This is a genomic window from Cellulomonas sp. McL0617, assembly GCF_049994875.1.
Taxonomy (GTDB): Bacteria; Actinomycetota; Actinomycetes; order Actinomycetales; family Cellulomonadaceae; genus Cellulomonas.
In genome coordinates this window covers 1,758,950-1,778,752 of sequence record NZ_CP188256.1, presented here as the reverse complement: position 1 = coordinate 1,778,752, position 19,803 = coordinate 1,758,950, and the positions used below count along the sequence as shown (strand labels likewise).

The window sequence follows — 19,803 nt, the reverse complement described above, 5'->3', positions numbered from 1 at the left end:
CGGGACGTCGTCGGCCCAGACGTGGCGACGATACAGGGCGGTCAGCCGACCGCACGCATCGTCAGAGCTGAGAAGCGCTGCCGGCTTCCCGCGGGTCAGCGGGCGGGTCGGTGGCTGTCTCGTCTTCTTCCTGCAAATCCTCCTGCACGATCGGGGGTGTCAGCAGGAGGGTCGTATCACGTCCTGGGTGCCGGCGCCCGACCACCACGAACGCTACCAGCGCTCCGACGCCGACGATGATCGCTGTCCAGACGTTGAGGCGCAGTCCGAGGATGTGGTTGGCGGGGTCGATGCGCAGGAGCTCGATCCACAGCCGACCCGTCGTGTAGATGACGACGTACAGCCAGAACACGCGGCCGTAGCCGAGCCGGTACCGGCGGTCGATCCAGATCAGCAGGGCCGCCCCGGCGAAGTTCCACAGCATCTCGTACAGGAACGTCGGGTGGAACAGCGTGCCCGAGGCGAAACCCGCAGGCAGGTGCGCGTCGTCGATGCGCAGGCCCCACGGCAGGGTCGTCGGTCCGCCGAACAGCTCCTGGTTGAACCAGTTGCCCAGCCGTCCGATGCCCTGCGCGACCAGCAGGCCGGGCGCGAGCGCGTCCGCGAACGGTGGGAGCCGCACGCCCTGCCGTCGGCAACCGATCCAGGCGCCGACCGCACCGAACGCGACCGCGCCCCAGATGCCCAGGCCGCCCTCCCAGATGAACAGCGCCTTGACCGGGTCGCCACCGTGGCCGAAGTACGCCTGCGGCGACGTGATGACGTGGTAGATCCGGCCGCCGATGATGCCGAAGGGCACCGCCCAGAACGAGATCTCCAGGACCGTGTCGGCCTCGCCACCGCGTTCGACCCAACGGCGCCGCGTCATCCAGAGCGCGGCGAGGATGCCGAGCAGGATGGCGAACGCGTAGGCGCGCAGCGGGAACGGTCCCAGGTGCCAGACGCCCTCCGAGGGGCTCGGGATCGCGGCGATCATCGTGCGGACCTCACACCGTCTGCCAGGGCTGTCGTGACGCGCGCGAGCTCTGCGCGGCCGGCGGCGGCGTCGGGTGCGTCCAGGACGGCGCGCACCAGGGCGGAGCCGACGATGACCCCGTCGGCGTAGCGGGCGACGTCGGCGGCCTGCTCCGGGCGCGACACGCCCAGACCCACGCAGACGTGCTGGGCGCCGGCGGCGCGGGTGTCCGCGACCAGCTGCTCGGCGCGGTTGCCGAGCGTCGTGCGCTCGCCCGTGACCCCCATCGTCGAGGCGGCGTAGACGAACCCGCGCGAGGCGGCGCTCGTGGAGGCCAGCCGCTCGGGCGTGCTGCTCGGGGCGACCAGGAACACGCGGTCCAGCCCGTGCGCGTCGGAGGCGGCGATCCAGTCGGCGGCCTCGTCGGGGATCAGGTCCGGGGTGATGAGGCCCGCGCCACCCGCCGCGGCGAGATCGCGAGCGAAGGCGTCGACGCCGTAGCGCAGCACGAGGTTCCAGTACGTCATGACGAGGATCGGCGCACCGCGGCCCGAGACCTGCTCGACCGCGCGGATCGTGTCGCGCACCTTGGTCCCGCCGGCCAGCGCCGCGTCGACGGCCTTCTGGATGACCGGGCCGTCCATGACCGGGTCGCTGTAGGGCACCCCGAGCTCGACCACGTCCGCGCCGGCGTCGATCATCGTGCGCACGGCGTCGATCGAGCCGTCGACCGTCGGGTAGCCGACCGGCAGGTAGCCGATGAGCGCGGAGCGACCCAGGCCGTCGAGGAACTCCCCGACCTGCGAGCGGACATCCACGGCCGTCACAGCTGCTCTCCTTGGTCGGCCAGCACGACCGGCTCGTCGTCGATCAGGTCGAACCAGGCCGCCGCCGTGGCCACGTCCTTGTCCCCCCGACCGGACAGGTTGACCAGCAGCACCGGCTCGTGACCGTCGTCGCCGGTCCACCCCACGAGCTCGTCGCCGAGCTGGATCGCGCCGGCGAGGGCGTGCGCGGACTCGATCGCCGGGATGATCCCCTCGGTGCGGCACAGGATGCGGAACGCCTCCATGGCCTCGACGTCGCTCACCGGCCGGTAGTCGGCGCGGCCGATGTCGTGGAGCCAGGCGTGCTCCGGTCCGACGCTCGGGTAGTCGAGCCCGGCGGACACCGAGTGGCTGGGCAGCGTCTGGCCGTCGTCGTCCTGCAACAGGTACGACTTGGCACCGTGCAGCACACCCGGCTCGCCGCCCGAGAACCGCGCGGCGTGGCGCCCGCTCGTGACGCCCTCACCGCCGGCCTCGAAGCCGAACAGCCGGACGGCGGGGTCGTCGAGGAATGCGTTGAAGATGCCCATCGCGTTCGAGCCGCCCCCGACGCACGCCGCGACGGCGTCCGGCAGCCGGCCGATCTCCTCGAGGAGCTGGGCCTTGGCCTCCTCGCCGATGATCTTGTGGAAGTCGCGGACCATCTCCGGGAACGGGTGCGGCCCCGTGACCGTGCCGAGCAGGTAGTGCGTCGTCTCGACGTTGGCCACCCAGTCGCGCAGGGCCTCGTTGATCGCGTCCTTCAGCGTGCGGGTGCCGATCGACACCGGGATGACCTCGGCGCCGAGCAGGCGCATCCGGGCGACGTTCAGCGCCTGGCGCCGGGTGTCCTCCTCGCCCATGTAGACCACGCACTCGAGGTCGAGCAGGGCGGCCGCGGTCGCCGTCGCGACGCCGTGCTGGCCAGCGCCCGTCTCCGCGATGACACGCGTCTTGCCCATGCGCTTGACCAGCAGGGCCTGCCCGAGCACGTTGTTGATCTTGTGCGAGCCGGTGTGGTTGAGGTCCTCGCGCTTGAGGAACACCCGCACGCCCGGCGCCACGTGGGCCGCGAACCGCGGGACCTCCGTGAGCGGGCTCGGCCGGCCCGTGTACGTCTTGTGCAGCCGGGCCAGCTCACGCCCGAACGCCGGGTCGGTCAGGGCCTTGTGGTACTCGGTGTCGAGCTCGTCGAGGGCCGCGATGAGCGCCTCCGGGACGAACCTGCCGCCGAACTCCCCGAAGTACGGGCCCGCGTGCGTCGACAGCGGGCCGTCGGACACGGCCTCGCGCATCTTGTCGGAGACGGGTCTACCGGTCACTGGCGCACCGCACGCAGGGACGGGTGGGCACCTGCCGCGACGAGATCGGCGACGGACTCGCGCGGCGCGTCGTCCGTGACCAGGGCCTCGCCGACGAGCACGGCGTCCGCGCCGGCGCGGGCGTAGTCCATGACGTCGTGCGGACCGCGCACACCGGACTCCGCGATCTTGATGATGTGCGACGGGATGCTGGGCGCGACCCGCGCGAACGTGGTCCGGTCGACCTCGAGCGAGCGCAGGTCGCGGGCGTTGACGCCGATCACCCGAGCGCCGGCGTCGGCCGCCCGGGCGACCTCCTCGGTGTCGTGCACCTCGACCAGGGCGGTCATGCCCAGGGAGTGCACCCGCTCCACCAGCGACTCCAGCACGGTCTGCTCCAGCGCCGCGACGATCAGCAGGACGAGGTCCGCGCCGTGTGCGCGCGCCTCCCACACCTGGTACGGGGTGACGACGAAGTCCTTGCGCAGCACGGGGATGTCGACCCGCGCCCGGACCGCGTCCAGGTCCGCGAGCGACCCGTGGAAGCGGCGCTCCTCGGTGAGGACCGAGATGACGGCCGCGCCGCCCTTCTCGTACTCCGCCGCCAGCGCGGCCGGGTCCTTGATCGTGGCGAGCGCGCCCTTGCTGGGGCTCGAGCGCTTGACCTCGGCGATCACCCGCACGGCGTCCTCGGCGCGCAGTCGGTTCAGGCTGTCGAGGGCGGACGGGCGACGGTCCGCCTGCTCCTTGACCAGCGCGAGCGGCGTGGCCTCCTCGCGGACGGCAAGGTCCTGCCTGACTCCGGCGATGATGTCGTCCAGCACGGTCATCGAAGCCTCACCCTCTCCCCTGTCGGCTCGGCCCGCACACACCGTCGTGAGTGGCTCGGGACCGGGTTCCATCGTAGAGGGGGTGAGCGAGTGACCCCGACCACAGCCGATGGGTGGGACAGCGCGGCGACGGCACCGCCCACGGCCGGTGGGTGCCCTGGTCTCAGGGGGCCAGCCAGGGAGCCAGCGCCGGGATGTTGCGTGCGACCCAGAAGGCCAGCACGAGCGCGAGGACCGCCCAGATCCACGCGGGGTGCGCGAGCCGGCGGTGCGCACCCGTCACGGATCGTCGCGTCCACGCGATCCAGCTGGCGACGAGGAACGGCAGCGCGACCACGAGCAGCGGGTTCATCCCCCAGGCGGCGGCGACGTCCAGCCGGGTGAGGTCGTGCAGGGCGCGCAGCGAGCCGCAGCCCGGGCAGTACAGACCGGTCAACCAGAAGAACGGGCAGGTCGGGTAGTGCCCGGCCTGGTTCGGGTCCACGAGGGCCAGCGTGGCCAGACCGACCCCGGCGGCGAGCACGACCGCCGCGGGGCCGGCGAGGCGCCGCGCGAGCGGCGCCGAGGTGGACGTGCGTGTCGCCTCGTCGGCGACACCCCCGTCCACCCCCGCCCCTCGCATCGCGTCAGTAGTTCGAGTTCAGCGCACCGGTTGCGCCGAGGATCACGACGAACAGGATGTAGAGGACCGCGACGACGACGGCGGCGATCGCGCTCCACATGGCGAACTGGCGGGCCCGCTTGGACGACTTGATCGCACCCTCGTAGTCGCCCATCGACCACTTCGAGTTGACCTGCGTCGAGAAGATGATCGAGACGACGCCCAGGGGCAGGCAGCACAGCACCGTGGTCAGGATGGCCCACACCAGGTAGTTGTTCGGCGGCGCCGTCGGCGCGCCGTACGGCTGCTGCCCGTATGGCTGCTGCCCGTACGGCTGCTGTCCATACGGCGCGGCACCGTACTGCGGGGCGGCCCCGTACTGGGGGGCGGCGCCGTACTGAGGGGCCCCGTACTGCGGGCTGCCGTACTGGGGCGGCGGTGGCGCGGCGGGCGTGCCGTAGGTCGGCTGGCCGGGGTACGGCGGGGTGGCGGGAGGCTGCGGCGCGGACGGCTGCTCCGGGGTGCTGCCCGGGCCCGGGGTGCCCGGCTCCTCCGGCGTGCCAGCGGTCCCGTACGGGTCGTTCGGAGTCGACATCGGGGTCCTTCTCGGTCGGGCCGTGCCCGGCACCGTGCCGGTCGCGGTCTGGCTGGCTGCCCGGACGGGACGGACCCGCGGCGGGCAGGAACTCTGGCGATGTGCCGCGACCCGCTCACAGGACGAGCACAGCCGGACCGGCCCATCGTAGGGTCGCGCGGCTGACGACCGGGAGAGAACCGCGGGTGGAGTCGACGTGCGACGCCGTCACCAGGGCCGGCAGCCCGAGGAGGTCAGTGGCCGCCGTGCTTGGAAGCGTTGGCGCGCGTCTTGGCGCCGCCCTGGCCATAACCGGCCGAGACGAGCACCCGGGCGACGATGAGGCTGAGCGCGACGAGCCCGAGACCGACCCAGAACATCCACTCGAACGCGAACGCGACGCCGAGACCCGCGATCGTGAACGCGATGACGACCGCGTAGGTGGTGAACCACGCGGCCACGGTCTTGCCGTGGTTCGTCGGCGCCGCACTGGGCGGCAGGTTCAGCTTCTCGGTGGTGGTCGGGTTCTGCGCGCGGTGCGCCAGGGTGCGGTCAGCCATGGGGATGCCCTTCGTGCTCGGTTCTGCGGCTCACCCTAGCGGACCGACGATGCGTGCCCGACGTGCCGAGCCGTACGGTCAGGACGGGTCGTCGCCGCGGCTCAGCGCGTCCCAGTCCGCCCGCTCGTCCGGGGTCGCGGCGGGCGCTGCGGGAGCGGTCGTCGCCTGGTACCGACGGGTCGGACCGGACCACCGCCGGGACGCGACGACGAGCCAGCCGGCGGCCAGGACGTCGACGGCACCGACCGCGATCGCGATCGTCGGCCATGCGCTCGACGCGACCGGACCGGCGAGGTGACCGATCCCGGTCTGCGCCGCGACGACGGGGGCGACCGCGGCGGCCGGGTCGCTCAGGGCCGAGACGGTCGTCGCCACGACCAGGACGCCACAGCCCGCGACGACCACGGCGACGACCCACCGGCCGACCCGACCGACCAGCCCGGTGGCCAGACCGGCCGCAAGGATCGCCACCGCCGCGGCCAGGATCCCGGGCGCCACGTCGGTGCCGTGGACCGAGATGTCGACGCTGCCGGCGAGCGCGGTCGTGCCGCTCGTCGTGAACCAGACCGGGACTGCCGACAGGGCCGTGACGCCCGCCAGCACCAGCAGAAGCACCGCCGCGCGGCCGCGGCCGGCCCGGCTGCTCATGCGCCCGCGCGCCGCAGCCGGGAGGCCACCTGGACCGCGCGGACGGCGGCGGCCGCCTTGTTCCGGGACTCCTCGTACTCCAGCGCGGGGACCGAGTCGGCCACGATGCCGCCGCCGGCCTGGACGCTCGCGCGGCCCTCGCGGATGAGGGCCGTGCGGATCGCGATGGCCATGTCCATGTCGCCGGCGAAGTCGAAGTAGCCGACCGTGCCGCCGTAGATGCCGCGCCGGGCGGGCTCGATCTGGTCGATGAGCGCGATCGCGCGTGGCTTGGGGGCGCCCGACAGCGTCCCCGCGGGGAACGTGGCGATCAGCGTCTGCAGCGCGGTCGCGCCCTCGCGGAGCCGCCCCACCACCGTCGAGCAGATGTGCATGATGTGGGAGTAGCGCTTGACCGCCATGAACTCGACGACCTCGACGCTCGTCGGCTCGCACACCTTGACCAGGTCGTTGCGCGACAGGTCGACCAGCATGATGTGCTCCGCGCGCTCCTTCGGGTCGGCGAGCACCTCGTCCTGCAGGCGCAGGTCTTCCTCGGGCGTCGCGCCGCGCGGGCGCGAGCCGGCGATCGGGAAGGTCACCACCCGCCCGGACGTCACCTTGACCAGCGTCTCCGGGCTCGACCCGACGACCGCGAAGTCCCGCCCGTCCGCGTCCTGCAGCTGCAGGTAGTACATGTACGGGCTGGGGTTGATCGTCCGCAGCACCCGATAGACGTCCAGCGGGTCGGCCGGACAGTCCAGGTCGAGGCGCTGCGACAGGACGACCTGGAACACCTCGCCGTCCCGGATGGCCTCCTGGCCGGTGCGCACCGAGTCCTCGAACTCCTGGCGCGTCGATCGGAAGACCAGCGACGGCTCGTCGACGTCGGCCAGCACGGCCAGACCCGGCTCGACCGGGTGCAGGAGCGCCGCCTGCATCGCGTCGAGCCGCGCGACCGCGTCCGCGTGCGCGTCGTCGACCCGCTCGTCGGTGTCGTCGAAGTTGATCGCGTTGGCGATGAGCCAGACCGACCCGTCGTGGTGGTCGACGACCGCGAGGTCCGTGGCCAGCAGCAGGGTCAGCTCCGGGACGCCCAGCTCGTCGGGAGCGTTCGCGGGCAGGGTCGGCTCCCAGTGCCGCACGATGTCCCACCCGAGCGCGCCGACCAGCCCGCTCGTCAGGGGTGGCAGACCGCCGATCGCCGGGGTGCGCAGCGCGTTGAGGGTGCCCGCCAGGACGTCGAGCGCGTCGCCGTGCGTCGGCACGCCGACCGGGACGTCGCCGACCCACACCGGCGCACCGTCGCGCACCGTGAGCGTCGCGCGCGCGTGCACGCCGACGAACGAGTAGCGGTCCCACGTGCCGTCGGCCTCGGCCGACTCGAGGATGAACGTCCCCGGGCGCCCGGCCGCGAGCGTCCGGTACAGGCCCACGGGCGTGACGTCGTCCGCGAGCAGCCGGCGGACCACCGGGATGACCCGGCGCTCGGTGGCCAGCTCGCGGAACGTCGCCAGCGCCGGCCACGTGCCGCCCCACGGCACCTCCGCCGCGGCGACGTGGGTCGGCGACGTGGGCACGGCTGGGGCGCTCATGACGATGCTCCGGTCTCGATCGGGCGGGTTCCGACGACGGCCGGCAGCGGGCCGCCGGCGTCGAAGCAGGTGCGGGCGCCGGTGTGGCAGGCGGCGCCGACCTGGTCGACCTGGACGAGCAGCGCGTCGCCGTCGCAGTCCAGGCTGACCGCCTTGACGTACTGCGCGTTCCCGGACGTGTCGCCCTTGCGCCAGTACTCCTGGCGCGAGCGGCTCCAGAACACGACGCGGCCCGTGGTCAGCGTGCGGTGCAGCGCCTCGTCGTCCATCCAGCCGAGCATGAGCACCTCGCGCGTGTCGTGCTGCTGCACGATCGCGGCGACGAGCCCCTGCGGGTCGTGGCTCAGGCGTTCGGCGACGGCGGGATCGAGCAGCGGCACGGGTGGGACGGGTGCGGACGACACGCCACGAATCCTGCCACGTGTGCGCGGGCGCTCTCAGCGCGTCTGCGACACCCAGGCGGCGTGCAGAGCGGCGTAGTGCCCCTCGCGGGCGACCAGGTCGTCGTGGTGCCCCACCTCGACCACGCGGCCGGCGTCGACCACGACGACCGCGTCGGCGGCCTCCGCGGTGGACAGCCGGTGCGCGATGGTGACGGTGCTGCGGCCCAGCGTGAGCGACTCCAGCGCGCGGGCGATGCGGACCTCGGTGGCGGGGTCGACCGCAGACGTGGCCTCGTCGAGGAGCAGCAGGTCGGCGTCCGCCAGGTAGGCACGGGCCAGGGCGACCAGCTGCCGCTCCCCCGCCGACAGCGACTCCCCGCGCTGCCCCACCGGCGTCCCGAGACCGGCGGCGAGCCCGTCCACCCAGTCCGCCAGCCCGAGCGCGTCGACGGCGTCCCGGACCCGCACGTCGTCGGCGGCCGCGGTCGCCGCGTCGTCGTCGGAGCGCAGGCCGTAGGCGATGTTCTGGGCCAGGGTCCCGTCGAAGAGGAACCCCTCCTGCGGCACCAGGACGATCCGGCGGCGCAGGTCGTCGACGGAGATGTCCCGCAGGTCCACACCGTCGAGCAGCACGGCACCGTCCGTGGGGTCCATGAACCGGGCGACGAGCTTGGCGATCGTGGTCTTGCCCGACCCGGTCGCACCGACCACGGCGACCGACGATCCCGCCGGCACCTGCACGTCGATGTCGCGCAGCACGGGCGGACCGTCCGGGTAGTGGTAGGCCACGTCGCGCAGCTCGAGCGTCGCCGGACCGCGCGGGCTGGGCACCCCGTCACTGCCCGCGTCGACGACCTCGACCGGGGTCTCGAGCACGCCGAGCACCCTGCGCCAGCCCGCGACGGCGTTCTGCAGCTCGTTGAGCACCTCGGTGGCCATCTGGACGGGACCGGTGAACAGCTGGACCAGGAACAGGAAGGCCAGCAGCTTGCCCACCGACATCTCCCCGGCGATGCCGAGGTACGTCCCCGCGACGACCACGACCGCCAGCACGAGGTTCGCCACCAGGACGCCGCTGGAGAACACGACGGCCACGAGGTTCTGCGCCCGGACCATCGCCGAGCGGGTGCCGGCGATCGCGGCATCCATCCGACCCTGCGTGCGCTCGCCCACGCCGTACGCGCGGATCGTCTCGGCGCCCACGACGGCCTCGGAGATCGCGCCGAGCATCCCCCCGACGCGCTCCCGCACGGCCGTGTAGCGGCTGTTGACGCGCTTCTGCAGCGGGCGGAGCACCAGGAACAGCGGGACGAAGCCCGCCCAGACCAGGAGCGTCAGCTGCCAGGAGTAGACGGCCATCAGGACGGTGGCCACGCCGATCTGCAGCACCGAGACGAGCAGCATGATCCCGCCCCACTGCACGAACAACGAGATCGTGTCGACGTCGGAGGTCACCCGCGAGACCAACGAGCCGCGGCGCTCGGTGTTCTGCGTGAGCACCGACAGGTCGTGCACGTGCCGGAACGCCTGGGTGCGCAGCGCCAGCAGGCCGCTCTCGCTGGACCGGAAGAGCCGGACGTTGACGTAGCCGGCACACACCGCACCGATGAGCAGGCCGCACGCGGCCACGCTGGTCAGCCACACCACGCGGTGCACGTCGGGTCCGCCCGGCGCGAGGATGCCGGTGTCGACGGTCTGCTGCACCGCGATCGGCACGAGGATCTTGCCGAGCGAGGCGACGACGGCCAGCAGGAACGTCACCTTCCAGCCGACGAGCAGCTGCGGGGAGACGGCGACACCGCGCCGCAGGGTCGCGACGACGCCGAGCGAGCTCGCGGGTGCCATCGCGCTCATGCGGGGTCCTGCGCGAAGGAGTCCAGGACCTCGTCGAGCGCGAGCTCGTCGGCCGACTCGGCGGCGCGGCGGGCGGTCTCCTGCTCGTACGCGGTGGCCAGCTCCCGGTACCCGGGGTCGCGGGCCAGCAGCTCCTCGTGCGTGCCCCGGTCCACCACGCGGCCGCCGTCGACGTGCACGACCTCGTCGGCGAGCAGCACGGACGACATCCGGTACGCCACGAGCAGGACCGTGGGGCCGTTGCCCCGCAGTCCTCGCAGGATCGCCTGCTCGATCCGCGGGTCGACCGCCGAGGTCGCGTCGTCCAGGATCAGGACGGCGGGCCGCCGGACCAGCGCGCGGGCCAGCGCGAGCCGCTGCCGCTGACCGCCCGACAGGTTGGCGCCGCGCTCGCCCAGGCACGCGTCGAGGCCGCCGGGCAGCGCTCGCACCACGTCGTCCACCCGCGCGACGTGCAGCGCCGACCACACCGCGTCGTCGTCGGGCGCGTCCGCGTCGGTGTCGTCGGCGAGGGTGACGTTGCCCCGCACCGAGTCCTCGAACACGAACGTCGACTGCGCGACGAGCGCGACGTGGCGCGCGAGGTCGGCCGGCGCCAGCTCCCGCAGGTCGACGCCGTCGACGAGCACGGCACCCCGGGTCGGGTCGCTCAGACGGCTGACGAGCGAGACGAGCGTGGTCTTGCCGGCGCCCGTCGGGCCCACCACGGCGATCGTCCGACCGGGTGCGACGTCCAGGTCCACGTCGGTCAGCAGCGCCAGGTCGCCCCCGCCCGGCAGGTCGACGCTCAGGCCGACGCGGCGCAGCTCGACCCGAGCACCCCCGCCGGTCGGCGTCCAGGGCCGGTCGCCGGCCGGGAGCTCGCTGCGCGCGTCGAGCACGCGGGCGATCCGGTCGTACCCCACCAGCGCGCGCGGAACCTCGCCGAGCACCCAGCCGAAGGCCCGCACCGGAACGGCCAGCAGCGTCAGCAGGTAGGCCGCCGCGACGACGTCACCCGTCTGGATGTGCCCCTCGCTGACCTGCACGGTGCCGACGACGAGCACGAGCAGCGTGCCGAGGCTGGGCAGGAGGTCGATGACCGGGTCGAACATCGCCCGGACCGTCCCTACGTGCACGTTCGCGTCCCGCAGCTGCTTGGCCCGGCCCGCGAACCGGGCCTCCTCACGGGCCGCCGTGCCCAGCGAGGTGACCAGCACCGCGGCCTCGAAGCTCTCGTGCGCGATGTCCGCGACCTCCGCGCGCAGCTGCTGCGCCCGGATGGCTGCCGGTGACATCCGACGCTGGAACACGAGGTTGGCGACGACCGCCAGCGGCAGGACCACCAGCGCCGCGAGCGCGAGCCAGACGTCGGTCCGGAACAGGGCGACCGTGGCGACGACGAGCATGACCGCGACGCCGAGGGCGAACGGCAGCGGGTTGAAGATGCTGGTGGCCGCCTCGACGTCGGCGCTCGCGTTGGACAGCAGCTGCCCGGTGGGGTGCTGCCGGTGCCAGCTCATCGGCAGGTGCAGGTACTGGCGCGTCACCCCGGCGCGGTGGTCCTCCTGGATGAGCGCGAACCCCCGACCGGCGTAGACCCGCCGCAGCGCGACCATGACGGCCAGCGACACGGCGACGAGCGCGATCGCCGCACCCGCCCACCAGATCTCGCCGCGCGCCTCGTGCGAACCGGAGATCGCGGGCACGACGACCTGGTCCGTGATCACGCCCAGCACCCTGCTGATCCCGACCGTGAGCACCCCGAAGACCGCGGCCGTGCCCACGGCCAGGACGTAGGTGCCCGGGTGAGCGCGCATGCCGCGCCACAGCAGCTGCGTGGCGCGACGCGGCACCGATCCGGTGAGCGCCGTCGAAACGTCTCGCGTGGGCACGACAGAACCTTCCGTGGAGCGGCGAGGGGATGCCAGCAAGTTTCTCACGGTCCGGACAGGACCCGCTCGGCGCGGCGTGCGAGACGCTGCGGGAGGTCCGATCAGCTCGAGGCCGCGTCCGGGTGGCTGGTGTCGAGGATGTCGACCACGAACACCACGGTCTGGCCCTTCATCTCCTCGCTGTCCGTGACGCCCAGCGCGTAGGTGGGCGGGACCACCAGCATCACCTGGCTGCCCACCGGCTGGTCGACCAGGCCCTCCGCCCACGCCGGAACGTCCTGCAGCGAGAACGAGACCGGCAGCCCGTTGTGCGACCACGTCGAGTCGAACGCGTCACCGGTCGTCCAGGCGAAGCCCGTGTACTGCACGGTCACCACGTCGTCGGACTGGACCTGGTCGCCGGTGCCACGGATGAGCGGTTGCGCGACGAGTGCGCCGGGCGGGTCGGTCCCGGTCGGCGTGAGCTTCGGTGCCCCCGACGCATCCAGCGACACCGCCGGGAGGTCGGAGCGCGGGGGGACCGCCTCGCCGGACGCCTTCGTGGGGAGCACGTCGACCACGGTGACGGTCGGGTAGTCCGTGGCTCCCCCGGCCCCGCTGCCCGGGCTGATCTGCAGCAGCCGGGCGCCGACCTTCTGCCCGCGCAGGGTCTGGTAGAGGTCCTTGCCGAGGTCGACCTCGCTGAGGAGCATCGCCACCGGCTTGCTGGAGTAGCTCTCCTTGACCAACGACCCGTCCGCCGCGTCCTCGAGCCAGTAGTCGATCAGGACCGACTGCCCCTCGACGAGCGCCGGGCCCGTTCCGGGCCAGATCTGCTGCGTGTGCGTCTCGGTGACCTGCAGGGGTGTGAGGTATGTGATCGTCGGCGCCCCGCCGGGCTCGCCCGTGACGTTGACCTCCGGGACGGAGGCTGCGGGCGTCGTGCACCCGGCGAGGCCGGCGAGGGCCAGCACCATCGCGGCCGCTGCCGCAAGGGCGCGCAGTCGTCGCACGTCGGTCCTCCTCGTCGTCGGGCGCCCGCAGGGGCGCGTCGCCGACCGGACGACCGGCCGACGCACCGGGACACTGTACGGTCCCGACCTGGAGCTCAGAGACGCGGCCGGGATCCGCTCGCCCGGTGCGTCACATCGACTCGATGAGCCGGTCGACCCGCTCGTCGACGCTGCGGAACGGGTCCTTGCACAGCACCGTGCGCTGGGCCTGGTCGTTGAGCTTGAGATGCACCCAGTCGACCGTGTAGTCGCGCCGGGCGTCCTGGGCGGCCCGCACGAAGTCTCCGCGCAGCTTCGCCCGGGTGGTCTGCGGTGGGACAGCGGTGGCCTCGAAGATCTCGAGGTCGGTGGTGACGCGCTCGACCATGCCCCGGGCCGCGAGCAGGTTGTAGAGGCCCTCGGTGCGGGAGATGTCGTGGTACGCCAGGTCGAGGCGCTGCACGCGGACGTCGGACAGCTCGAGGTTGTGCTTGGCCTGGTAGCGCTCGATGAGCTTGTACTTGATCACCCAGTCGAGCTCGCGGTCCACGAGGGACAGGTCGCCGGTCCGCAGCGCACGCAGGCCCCGCTCCCACAGGTCCAGCACCTGCTTGTTCTCCGGCGTCGGACCGCCCTCGGAGGCCAGGAAGTCGCTGACCCGCGTGAGGTACTCCTCCTGCAGGTCGACGGCCGTCACGGTCCGCCCGTTCGCCATGGTGATCGGGTGCATCCCCGTCATGTCGTGGCTGATCTCGCGGATCGCCCGGATCGGGTTCTCCAGGGCCATCTCCCGCATCGGGACGCCGGCCTCGATCATCCGCAGCAGCAGGTCTGTCGTGCCGACCTTGAGCATCGTCGTCGTCTCGGACATCGACGAGTCGCCGACGATCACGTGCAGGCGGCGGTAGTGCTCGGCGTCGGCGTGCGGCTCGTCGCGGGTGTTGATGATGGGCCGGGAGCGTGTCGTCGCGCTGCTCACGGCTTCCCAGATGTGGTCCGCGCGCTGCGACAGGCAGTAGACCGCGCCCCGCGGCGTCGCCAGCACCTTGCCGGCACCCGTGAGGATCTGGCGCGTGATGAGAAACGGCACCAGCACGTCGGAGAGCCGGGAGAAGTCGCCCTGCCTGCGCACCAGGTAGTTCTCGTGGCAGCCGTAGGAGTTGCCCGCCGAGTCCGTGTTGTTCTTGAACAGGTGGATCTTGCCGGGCAGCCCCTCGTGCTCGAGCCGCTGCTGGGCGTCCGCGACCAGGCCCTCGAGGATCCGCTCACCGGCCCGGTCGTGGGTGACCAGCTGCCGGACGTCGTCGCACTCGGCCGTGGCGTACTCGGGGTGCGACCCCACGTCCAGGTAGAGCCGTGAGCCGTTGCGCAGGAAGACGTTGGATGAGCGTCCCCACGCGACGACCTTGCGGAAGAGGTACCGCGCGACCTCGTCGGCCGAGAGCCCGCGTCCGTCCTGCGCGGCACACGTCACGCCGTACTCGGTCTCCAGGCCGAAGATCCGCCGGTCCATCGCCATACCTCCTTCGTGTCCCGCACCAGCCGGTCAGTCGAGCAGGTCCTCCAGCAGGGCACCCGCCAAGCGACGGAACGTCCGACGCGGCCGCGTGCGGTCCAGCACCGCGACCTCGAGCTGCGACGCCGGGATGACGCGCTGCTCACCGTTGTCCTCCGCCGGTGAACCCAGCGTCCGCACCGCGAGCGCGAGCACCTCGGGCAGCGTCATGCCCGCGCGCCAGCCCTCGGTCACGATCGTGCCGAGCCGCTCGGCCTGCCCGCCCATGACGACGTAGCCGTGCTCGTCCGTGACCGAGCCGTCGTAGGCGAGCCGATAGATCTGGTCGCCCGAGGCCTCGTGGCCGACCTCGGCCACGACGATCTCCACCTCCAGCGGCTTGGACTCGGTGGTGAACACCGTGCCGAGCGTCTGCGCGTAGGCGTTGGCGAGCCCGCGGGCCGTGACGTCGACCCGGTCGTAGGAGTAGCCCCGCAGGTCGGCGTAGCGCACGCCGGCGACGCGGAGGTTCTCGAACTCGTTGTACTTGCCGACGGCCGCGAAGCCGATGCGGTCGTAGATCTCCGAGATCTTGTGCAGCGCGCGCGACGCGTTCTCCGTGGCGAACGCGATCCCGTCGTCGTACTGCAGCACCACGACCGACCGCCCGCGCGCGATGCCCTTGCGCGCGTAGTCGGCCCGGTCCTTCATCAGCTGCTCGGGCGAGACGTAGAACGGCATGCTCATCGCTGGCCACCTCCCCGCGCGCGGTGGGCGCCCCGGCGCTGGTCCTCGACCTGCTCGACGATGCCCGCGAGCTGGTCGTCGGACGCTCGCAGGTAGCCGGCCTCCGTGACGGTCGCGACGACGGGCCAGATCCCCCGCGTGCGGTCCGGGCCGCCGGTGGCGGAGTCGTCGTCGGCGGCGTCCCAGAGCGCCTCGACCGCCACGCGGACGGCACCCTCGGCGTCCAGCCCGTGCTTCCACGTCTTCTTCAGCGAGCCGCGGGCGAAGACCGAGCCCGATCCGACGGCGTGGTGGTCATGCTCCTCGTACTGACCGCCGGTGACGTCGTAGGAGAAGATCCGGCCGGTGCGCCTGTCCAGGTCGTACCCGCCGAACAGCGGCACCACGGCGAGGCCCTGCATGGCGAGCCCGAGGTTGCCCCGGATCATCGTCGCCAGCCGGTTGGCCTTGCCGTCGAGGGAGAGCAGCGAGCCCTCGATCTTCTCGTAGTGCTCGAGCTCGAGCTGGAACAGCCGGACCAGCTCGATGGCCAGGCCGGCGGTGCCGGCGATGCCCACCGCCGAGTACTCGTCGGCCGGGAACACCTTCTCGATGTCCCGGCTGGCGATCATCGACCCCATCGTGGCGCGCCGGTCGCCCGCCATGACGATCCCGCCGTCGAACGCGAGCGCCACGATCGTCGTGCCGTGCGGCGCCTGCAGCTCGCCCGTCGGCCGGTTGCCCGGCAGCAGGTGCGGCGCGTGGCTGGACAGGAACTCCACGAACGACGACGAGCCGGGCGTCGTGAACGCGTGCGGCAGCCGCCCGGAGGCGGACTGGTCGTACTGGCTCACTGGCCGCCCTTCTGGACGAACCCGCGCACGAACTGCTCGGCGTTGGACTCCAGCACGTCGTCGATCTCGTCGAGCAGGGCGTCGACGTCCGCGTCACGCTGCTGCGCGCTGGGCGCTGCGGGGGCGGGCGTGTCCGGCCCGTCGTCCGGCTCGTCGTCCTCGCGACGTGGGCTTACGCGTTCCTGACCAGCCATCGTGACCTCCCGGTGTGCCAGCTGACGTGCTCAGCTCCACCCTAGGCCCATCCTCGGACGCGTCCGGCTCCGGTGCCCGTCGTTCGGACGCCGGCCGGGTGAACGCACGGAGTCAGGCGCCCAGGGCCTCGAGCAGGGACGCCGCGTCGGGGCTCCGGTCGAGCAGGTCCCCGACGTGGGCCGCCGTGCCGCGCAACGGATCCCGCATGGGCACCCGCTGCAAGGTCGCGGCGCCCGGCACGTCGAACACGACCGAGTCCCAGCTCGCGGCCGAGATCTCGGCGCCGTAGCGCGCCACCGCCTCGCCCCGGAAGTACGCACGGGTGTCCCGGGGCGGGTGCAGCACCGCCTCGGCAACCTGCTCGGGTGTGACCAGCAGCTCGACCGCGCCCGCGGCCACCAGCCGGTGGTAGAGGCCGCGCTCGGGGCGCACGTCCGACCACTGCAGGTCCATCGCCGCGAGCCGCGGGTGGTCCCAGGCCAGGTGGTCCCGACGACGCATCCCCTCGAGCAGCCGCAGCTTGGCCAGCCACTCGACCTCGCGCGCACAGCTCGCAGGGTCGGTCGCCAGGCGGTCGAGAACGGACGCCCAACGGTCCAGCACGTCCTCGCTCTGCGGGTCGAGGTCGTCGCCGGTGCGCGCGAGCGCGCTGCGCACCGCATCGAGGTACTCACGCTGGATCTCCAGCGCCGTCAGTCGTCGACCGTCCGCCAGCTCGACGCGGGCCGTGAGCGTCAGGTCGTGGCTGATCAGGTGGACCGCCTGCACCGGGTCGCGCAGCGTGAGCCGGTCGACGACGGCCAGGGCACCACCGGCCCCCCCGTCGGCCACGGCCCGCTCGATCAACCACAGGACCAGCGACGTGGTGCCCAGGCGCAGGTACGTCGAGACCTCGAGCATGGTCGCGTCACCGATGATCACGTGCAGCCGGCGCCAGCGGTCCGGGTCGGCGTGCGGCTCGTCGCGGGTGTTGACGATGGGGCGCCGCAGGGTCGTCTCGAGGCCGATCTCGGCCTCCATGTAGTCGGCACGCTGGGACAGCTGGAATCCCGCGCCCTCGCCCCGCTGACCGATCCCGACCCGGCCGGCCCCCGTGAACACCTGCCGGGTGACGAAGAACGGGATCAGGCGGGCGGCGAGGTCGTTGAACGGCACCGCCCGGTCGACGAGGTAGTTCTCGTGCATCCCGTACGTGGCGCCCTTGCCGTCCACGTTGTTCTTGTAGAGCGCGACGTCGGGCAGGGCGAGCGTGGAGGCGAGCGCACGCACGGAGGCCAGCATCACGCGCTCGCCGGCCCGGTCCCAGCGCACGGCGTCCAGCGGGTTGGTCACCTCCGGCGAGGAGTACTCGGGGTGCGCGTGGTCGACGTACAGGCGTGCGCCGTTGGTCAGGATGACGTTGGCCGCGCCCGGGTCCTCGTACTCGTCCGTCGAGGCGCGCGGGAGCGCCTGCGGCCCGTCCCCCGACGGGGCGGGCTCGTCCGGGTCGTCGGTGAGCAGCGACGGGTGGGCCGACGCCCGCTGCAGGTGGAACCCACGGGCGTCGTGCAGCGGGTCCTCGTCGTCGTAGTCCCAGCGGGCGCGGGTCCGGGCCCCCTCGCGCGCGGCCGCGTGCACGGCGACCACGTGCGACGAGAGCAGCATCGGGTTGGCCAGCGGGCGTCCGGGCTGGAGGATCCCGTACTCGGTCTCGATCCCCATCACGCGGCGCACGGTCACGGGACCACCCTAGGGTCGTCCCGCGACCGTGTGTGCCTGCGGGCGTCCGTCTGACCTAGAGGTACTGACCCGTGCTCGTCACGTTCTCGATCGTGCGCGAGCCCTCCGCACCCTTCTTGCCCTGCACGATCGTCCGGATGAAGACGATGCGCTCGCCCTTCTTCCCGGAGATCCGCGCCCAGTCGTCGGGGTTCGTGGTGTTGGGCAGATCCTCGTTCTCGCGGAACTCGTCGACGCACGCGGTCAGCAGGTGCTCGACGCGGATGCCGCGCGTCCCGCTGGACAGGAAGTCCTTGATCGCCGACTTCTTGGCCCGGTCCACGACGTTCTGGATCATGGCACCCGAGTTGAAGTCCTTGAAGTACAGGACCTCCTTGTCGCCGCTGGCGTAGGTCACCTCGAGGAAGCGGTTCTCGTCGCTCTCGGTGTACATCCGCTCGACCACGCGGCTGATCATGGCCTCGACCGCCTCCACCGCTGACCCGCCGTGCTCGGACAGGTCGTCCGGGTGGATCGGCAGGCTGGGCACCAGGTACTTGGCGAAGATCTCGCGGGCGCCCTCGGCGTCCGGGCGCTCGATCTTGATCTTCACGTCGAGCCGGCCTGGCCGCAGGATGGCCGGGTCGATCATGTCCTCGCGGTTCGAGGCGCCGATGACGATGACGTTCTCGAGCCGCTCCACGCCGTCGATCTCGCTCAGCAGCTGGGGCACGATCGTCGTCTCGACGTCGCTGGAGACGCCCGTGCCGCGGGTGCGGAACAGCGACTCCATCTCGTCGAAGAACACGACGACCGGGTGGCCCTGGGACGCCTTCTCGCGGGCGCGGGCGAAGATCAGCCGGATGTGCCGCTCGGTCTCGCCGACGTACTTGTTGAGCAGCTCGGGGCCCTTGACGTTGAGGAAGAAGCTCTTGGTGTCGGCCGTGTCCTCACCGCGTGCCGCGGCCGCCGTCGCGGCCAGAGAGTGGGCGACCGCCTTGGCGATGAGCGTCTTGCCGCATCCGGGCGGGCCGTACAGCAGGACACCCTTGGGCGGCTTGAGCCCGTGCTCGCGGAACAGCTCCGGGTGCAGGAACGGGAGCTCGACCGCGTCGCGGATCGCCTCGATCTGCGGGCCCAGCCCGCCGATGTCCTTGTAGTCGATGTCCGGCACCTCTTCGAGCACCAGGTCCTCGACCTCGGCGCGCGGGATGACCTCGAACACGAACCCGCTGCGCGAGTCGATGGTCAGGGCGTCGCCGACGCGCACGTGCGCGTCCCGGACCTGCCCGGCGAAGCGCACCACCCGCTCCTCGTCGCCGCGGCCCACCACGAGCGCGCGGTCGGTGCCCAGCAGCTCCTTGACGGTGACGAGCTCGCCGACCTCCTCGTAGCCGCCGGCCTCGACGACCGTGAGGGCCTCGTTGAGCATGACCTCCTGGCCGGGGCGCAGCGTGGTGACGTCGAGCGACGGACTGGCTCCGACGTGCATCTTGCGCCCGGCGGACATGATGTCGACGCTGCCATCGGCGCGGGACCCCAGGAACGTGGCGTACGTGCCCGGCGGCTTGGCCAGGTCGTCCACCTGGCGCTTGAGGTCGATGATCTGCTCACGTGCGGCCACGAGCGCGTCGCTGAGCCGCTCGTTCTTGGCCGCCAGGATGCTGAGCTCTCGGTGCACGTCCCGTCCAGGGGCGCCCGGATCAGTCATGTCGTCGGCCTCCGTTCCGCTTGCGCGTAGTCTCCGTCGTCAGGGCTCCGTCTCCATCGTGCACCGCGTTGTGCCTGCTGGTCCGACGACCTTAGTCACACCTGTCAACCACCGGCGGCCCGACACGACCGGCCGTGACCGGTTCGTCACGTTTCGCGGCACCGACCTTCGCCGACGTCGCCCCCGCTCGAGG

Annotated in this window: 19 protein-coding genes; all 19 read right to left on the bottom strand. The window is 72.4% G+C overall.

Annotated features, from left to right (window positions below; genetic code table 11):
- Window positions 1–61: 61 nt before the first annotated feature.
- The 19 genes from lgt to arc all read right to left on the bottom strand — a co-directional run bounded on the left by lgt (window position 62) and on the right by arc (window position 19,610).
- On the bottom strand, window positions 62–976 hold the full coding sequence (lgt, locus tag ACPPVS_RS08060) for a prolipoprotein diacylglyceryl transferase (RefSeq protein WP_426595527.1): 915 nt from the start codon (window positions 974–976) through the stop codon (window positions 62–64).
- On the bottom strand, window positions 973–1,782 hold the full coding sequence (trpA, locus tag ACPPVS_RS08055; RefSeq protein WP_426595526.1) for a tryptophan synthase subunit alpha: 810 nt from the start codon (window positions 1,780–1,782) through the stop codon (window positions 973–975). The genes lgt and trpA overlap by 4 nt, the downstream gene beginning before the upstream one ends.
- Entirely contained in the window at window positions 1,779–3,056 is a 1,278-nt protein-coding gene (trpB, locus tag ACPPVS_RS08050; protein WP_426595909.1) for a tryptophan synthase subunit beta, read from the bottom strand. Before trpB ends, trpA begins: the two co-directional genes overlap by 4 nt.
- 23 nt (window positions 3,057–3,079) lie before the next feature.
- Entirely contained in the window at window positions 3,080–3,892 is an 813-nt protein-coding gene (gene trpC, locus ACPPVS_RS08045) for an indole-3-glycerol phosphate synthase TrpC (RefSeq protein WP_426595525.1), read from the bottom strand.
- Between the two features lie 163 nt (window positions 3,893–4,055).
- A complete protein-coding gene (locus tag ACPPVS_RS08040) occupies window positions 4,056–4,499 on the bottom strand; it encodes a DUF2752 domain-containing protein (RefSeq protein WP_426595524.1) in 444 nt (147 codons plus the stop codon).
- 19 nt (window positions 4,500–4,518) lie between these two features.
- Window positions 4,519–5,088: a CD225/dispanin family protein gene (locus tag ACPPVS_RS08035; protein ID WP_426595523.1), complete on the bottom strand. Its 570-nt coding sequence runs from the start codon at window positions 5,086–5,088 to the stop codon at window positions 4,519–4,521.
- A 233-nt stretch (window positions 5,089–5,321) separates the two neighbouring features.
- A complete protein-coding gene (locus ACPPVS_RS08030; RefSeq protein ID WP_426595522.1) occupies window positions 5,322–5,627 on the bottom strand; it encodes an HGxxPAAW family protein in 306 nt (101 codons plus the stop codon).
- A gap of 78 nt (window positions 5,628–5,705) precedes the next feature.
- The gene (locus ACPPVS_RS08025) at window positions 5,706–6,275 is read right to left on the bottom strand and encodes a Trp biosynthesis-associated membrane protein (RefSeq protein ID WP_426595521.1); all 570 of its coding nucleotides are present in this window, start codon (window positions 6,273–6,275) and stop codon (window positions 5,706–5,708) included.
- Window positions 6,272–7,849 (bottom strand): anthranilate synthase component I, encoded by a 1,578-nt coding sequence (locus tag ACPPVS_RS08020; protein WP_426595520.1) that lies wholly within the window; start codon window positions 7,847–7,849, stop codon window positions 6,272–6,274. The genes ACPPVS_RS08025 and ACPPVS_RS08020 overlap by 4 nt, the downstream gene beginning before the upstream one ends.
- Window positions 7,846–8,253: a phosphoribosyl-AMP cyclohydrolase gene (hisI, locus tag ACPPVS_RS08015; RefSeq protein ID WP_426595519.1), complete on the bottom strand. Its 408-nt coding sequence runs from the start codon at window positions 8,251–8,253 to the stop codon at window positions 7,846–7,848. The genes ACPPVS_RS08020 and hisI overlap by 4 nt, the downstream gene beginning before the upstream one ends.
- Before the next feature lie 33 nt (window positions 8,254–8,286).
- Window positions 8,287–10,086, bottom strand: coding sequence for an ABC transporter ATP-binding protein (locus tag ACPPVS_RS08010; protein ID WP_426595518.1), 1,800 nt, complete (start codon window positions 10,084–10,086; stop codon window positions 8,287–8,289).
- A complete protein-coding gene (locus ACPPVS_RS08005; protein ID WP_426595907.1) occupies window positions 10,083–11,885 on the bottom strand; it encodes an ABC transporter ATP-binding protein in 1,803 nt (600 codons plus the stop codon). Before ACPPVS_RS08005 ends, ACPPVS_RS08010 begins: the two co-directional genes overlap by 4 nt.
- A 176-nt stretch (window positions 11,886–12,061) precedes the next feature.
- Complete coding sequence (locus tag ACPPVS_RS08000; protein WP_426595517.1) at window positions 12,062–12,952, bottom strand: FKBP-type peptidyl-prolyl cis-trans isomerase; 891 nt, start codon at window positions 12,950–12,952, stop codon at window positions 12,062–12,064.
- Between the two features lie 130 nt (window positions 12,953–13,082).
- Window positions 13,083–14,444 (bottom strand): Pup--protein ligase, encoded by a 1,362-nt coding sequence (pafA, locus tag ACPPVS_RS07995; RefSeq protein WP_426595516.1) that lies wholly within the window; start codon window positions 14,442–14,444, stop codon window positions 13,083–13,085.
- A 33-nt stretch (window positions 14,445–14,477) separates the two neighbouring features.
- On the bottom strand, window positions 14,478–15,173 hold the full coding sequence (prcA, locus tag ACPPVS_RS07990) for a proteasome subunit alpha (protein ID WP_426595515.1): 696 nt from the start codon (window positions 15,171–15,173) through the stop codon (window positions 14,478–14,480).
- Complete coding sequence (gene prcB, locus ACPPVS_RS07985) at window positions 15,170–16,006, bottom strand: proteasome subunit beta (protein ID WP_426595514.1); 837 nt, start codon at window positions 16,004–16,006, stop codon at window positions 15,170–15,172. Before prcB ends, prcA begins: the two co-directional genes overlap by 4 nt.
- Window positions 16,003–16,200: a ubiquitin-like protein Pup gene (locus tag ACPPVS_RS07980; protein WP_426595513.1), complete on the bottom strand. Its 198-nt coding sequence runs from the start codon at window positions 16,198–16,200 to the stop codon at window positions 16,003–16,005. Before ACPPVS_RS07980 ends, prcB begins: the two co-directional genes overlap by 4 nt.
- A gap of 112 nt (window positions 16,201–16,312) precedes the next feature.
- Window positions 16,313–17,920, bottom strand: a complete 1,608-nt coding sequence (gene dop / locus ACPPVS_RS07975) for a depupylase/deamidase Dop (protein WP_426595512.1) — start codon at window positions 17,918–17,920, stop codon at window positions 16,313–16,315.
- 55 nt (window positions 17,921–17,975) lie between these two features.
- Window positions 17,976–19,610: a proteasome ATPase gene (gene arc, locus ACPPVS_RS07970; RefSeq protein WP_426595511.1), complete on the bottom strand. Its 1,635-nt coding sequence runs from the start codon at window positions 19,608–19,610 to the stop codon at window positions 17,976–17,978.
- Between the last annotated feature and the right edge of the window lie 193 nt (window positions 19,611–19,803).

Coding starts and splice junctions, on each gene's coding strand:
- lgt (WP_426595527.1), bottom strand. CDS start 976: ATGATCGCCGCGATCCCGAGCCCCTCGGAGGGCGTCTGGCACCTGGGA.
- trpB (WP_426595909.1), bottom strand. CDS start 3,056: ATGCGCGAGGCCGTGTCCGACGGCCCGCTGTCGACGCACGCGGGCCCG.
- trpC (WP_426595525.1), bottom strand. CDS start 3,892: ATGACCGTGCTGGACGACATCATCGCCGGAGTCAGGCAGGACCTTGCC.
- ACPPVS_RS08035 (WP_426595523.1), bottom strand. CDS start 5,088: ATGTCGACTCCGAACGACCCGTACGGGACCGCTGGCACGCCGGAGGAG.
- ACPPVS_RS08030 (WP_426595522.1), bottom strand. CDS start 5,627: ATGGCTGACCGCACCCTGGCGCACCGCGCGCAGAACCCGACCACCACC.
- ACPPVS_RS08025 (WP_426595521.1), bottom strand. CDS start 6,275: ATGAGCAGCCGGGCCGGCCGCGGCCGCGCGGCGGTGCTTCTGCTGGTG.
- ACPPVS_RS08020 (WP_426595520.1), bottom strand. CDS start 7,849: ATGAGCGCCCCAGCCGTGCCCACGTCGCCGACCCACGTCGCCGCGGCG.
- ACPPVS_RS08010 (WP_426595518.1), bottom strand. CDS start 10,086: ATGAGCGCGATGGCACCCGCGAGCTCGCTCGGCGTCGTCGCGACCCTG.
- ACPPVS_RS08005 (WP_426595907.1), bottom strand. CDS start 11,885: ATGCGCGCTCACCCGGGCACCTACGTCCTGGCCGTGGGCACGGCCGCG.
- pafA (WP_426595516.1), bottom strand. CDS start 14,444: ATGGACCGGCGGATCTTCGGCCTGGAGACCGAGTACGGCGTGACGTGT.
- prcA (WP_426595515.1), bottom strand. CDS start 15,173: ATGAGCATGCCGTTCTACGTCTCGCCCGAGCAGCTGATGAAGGACCGG.
- ACPPVS_RS07980 (WP_426595513.1), bottom strand. CDS start 16,200: ATGGCTGGTCAGGAACGCGTAAGCCCACGTCGCGAGGACGACGAGCCG.
- arc (WP_426595511.1), bottom strand. CDS start 19,610: ATGACTGATCCGGGCGCCCCTGGACGGGACGTGCACCGAGAGCTCAGC.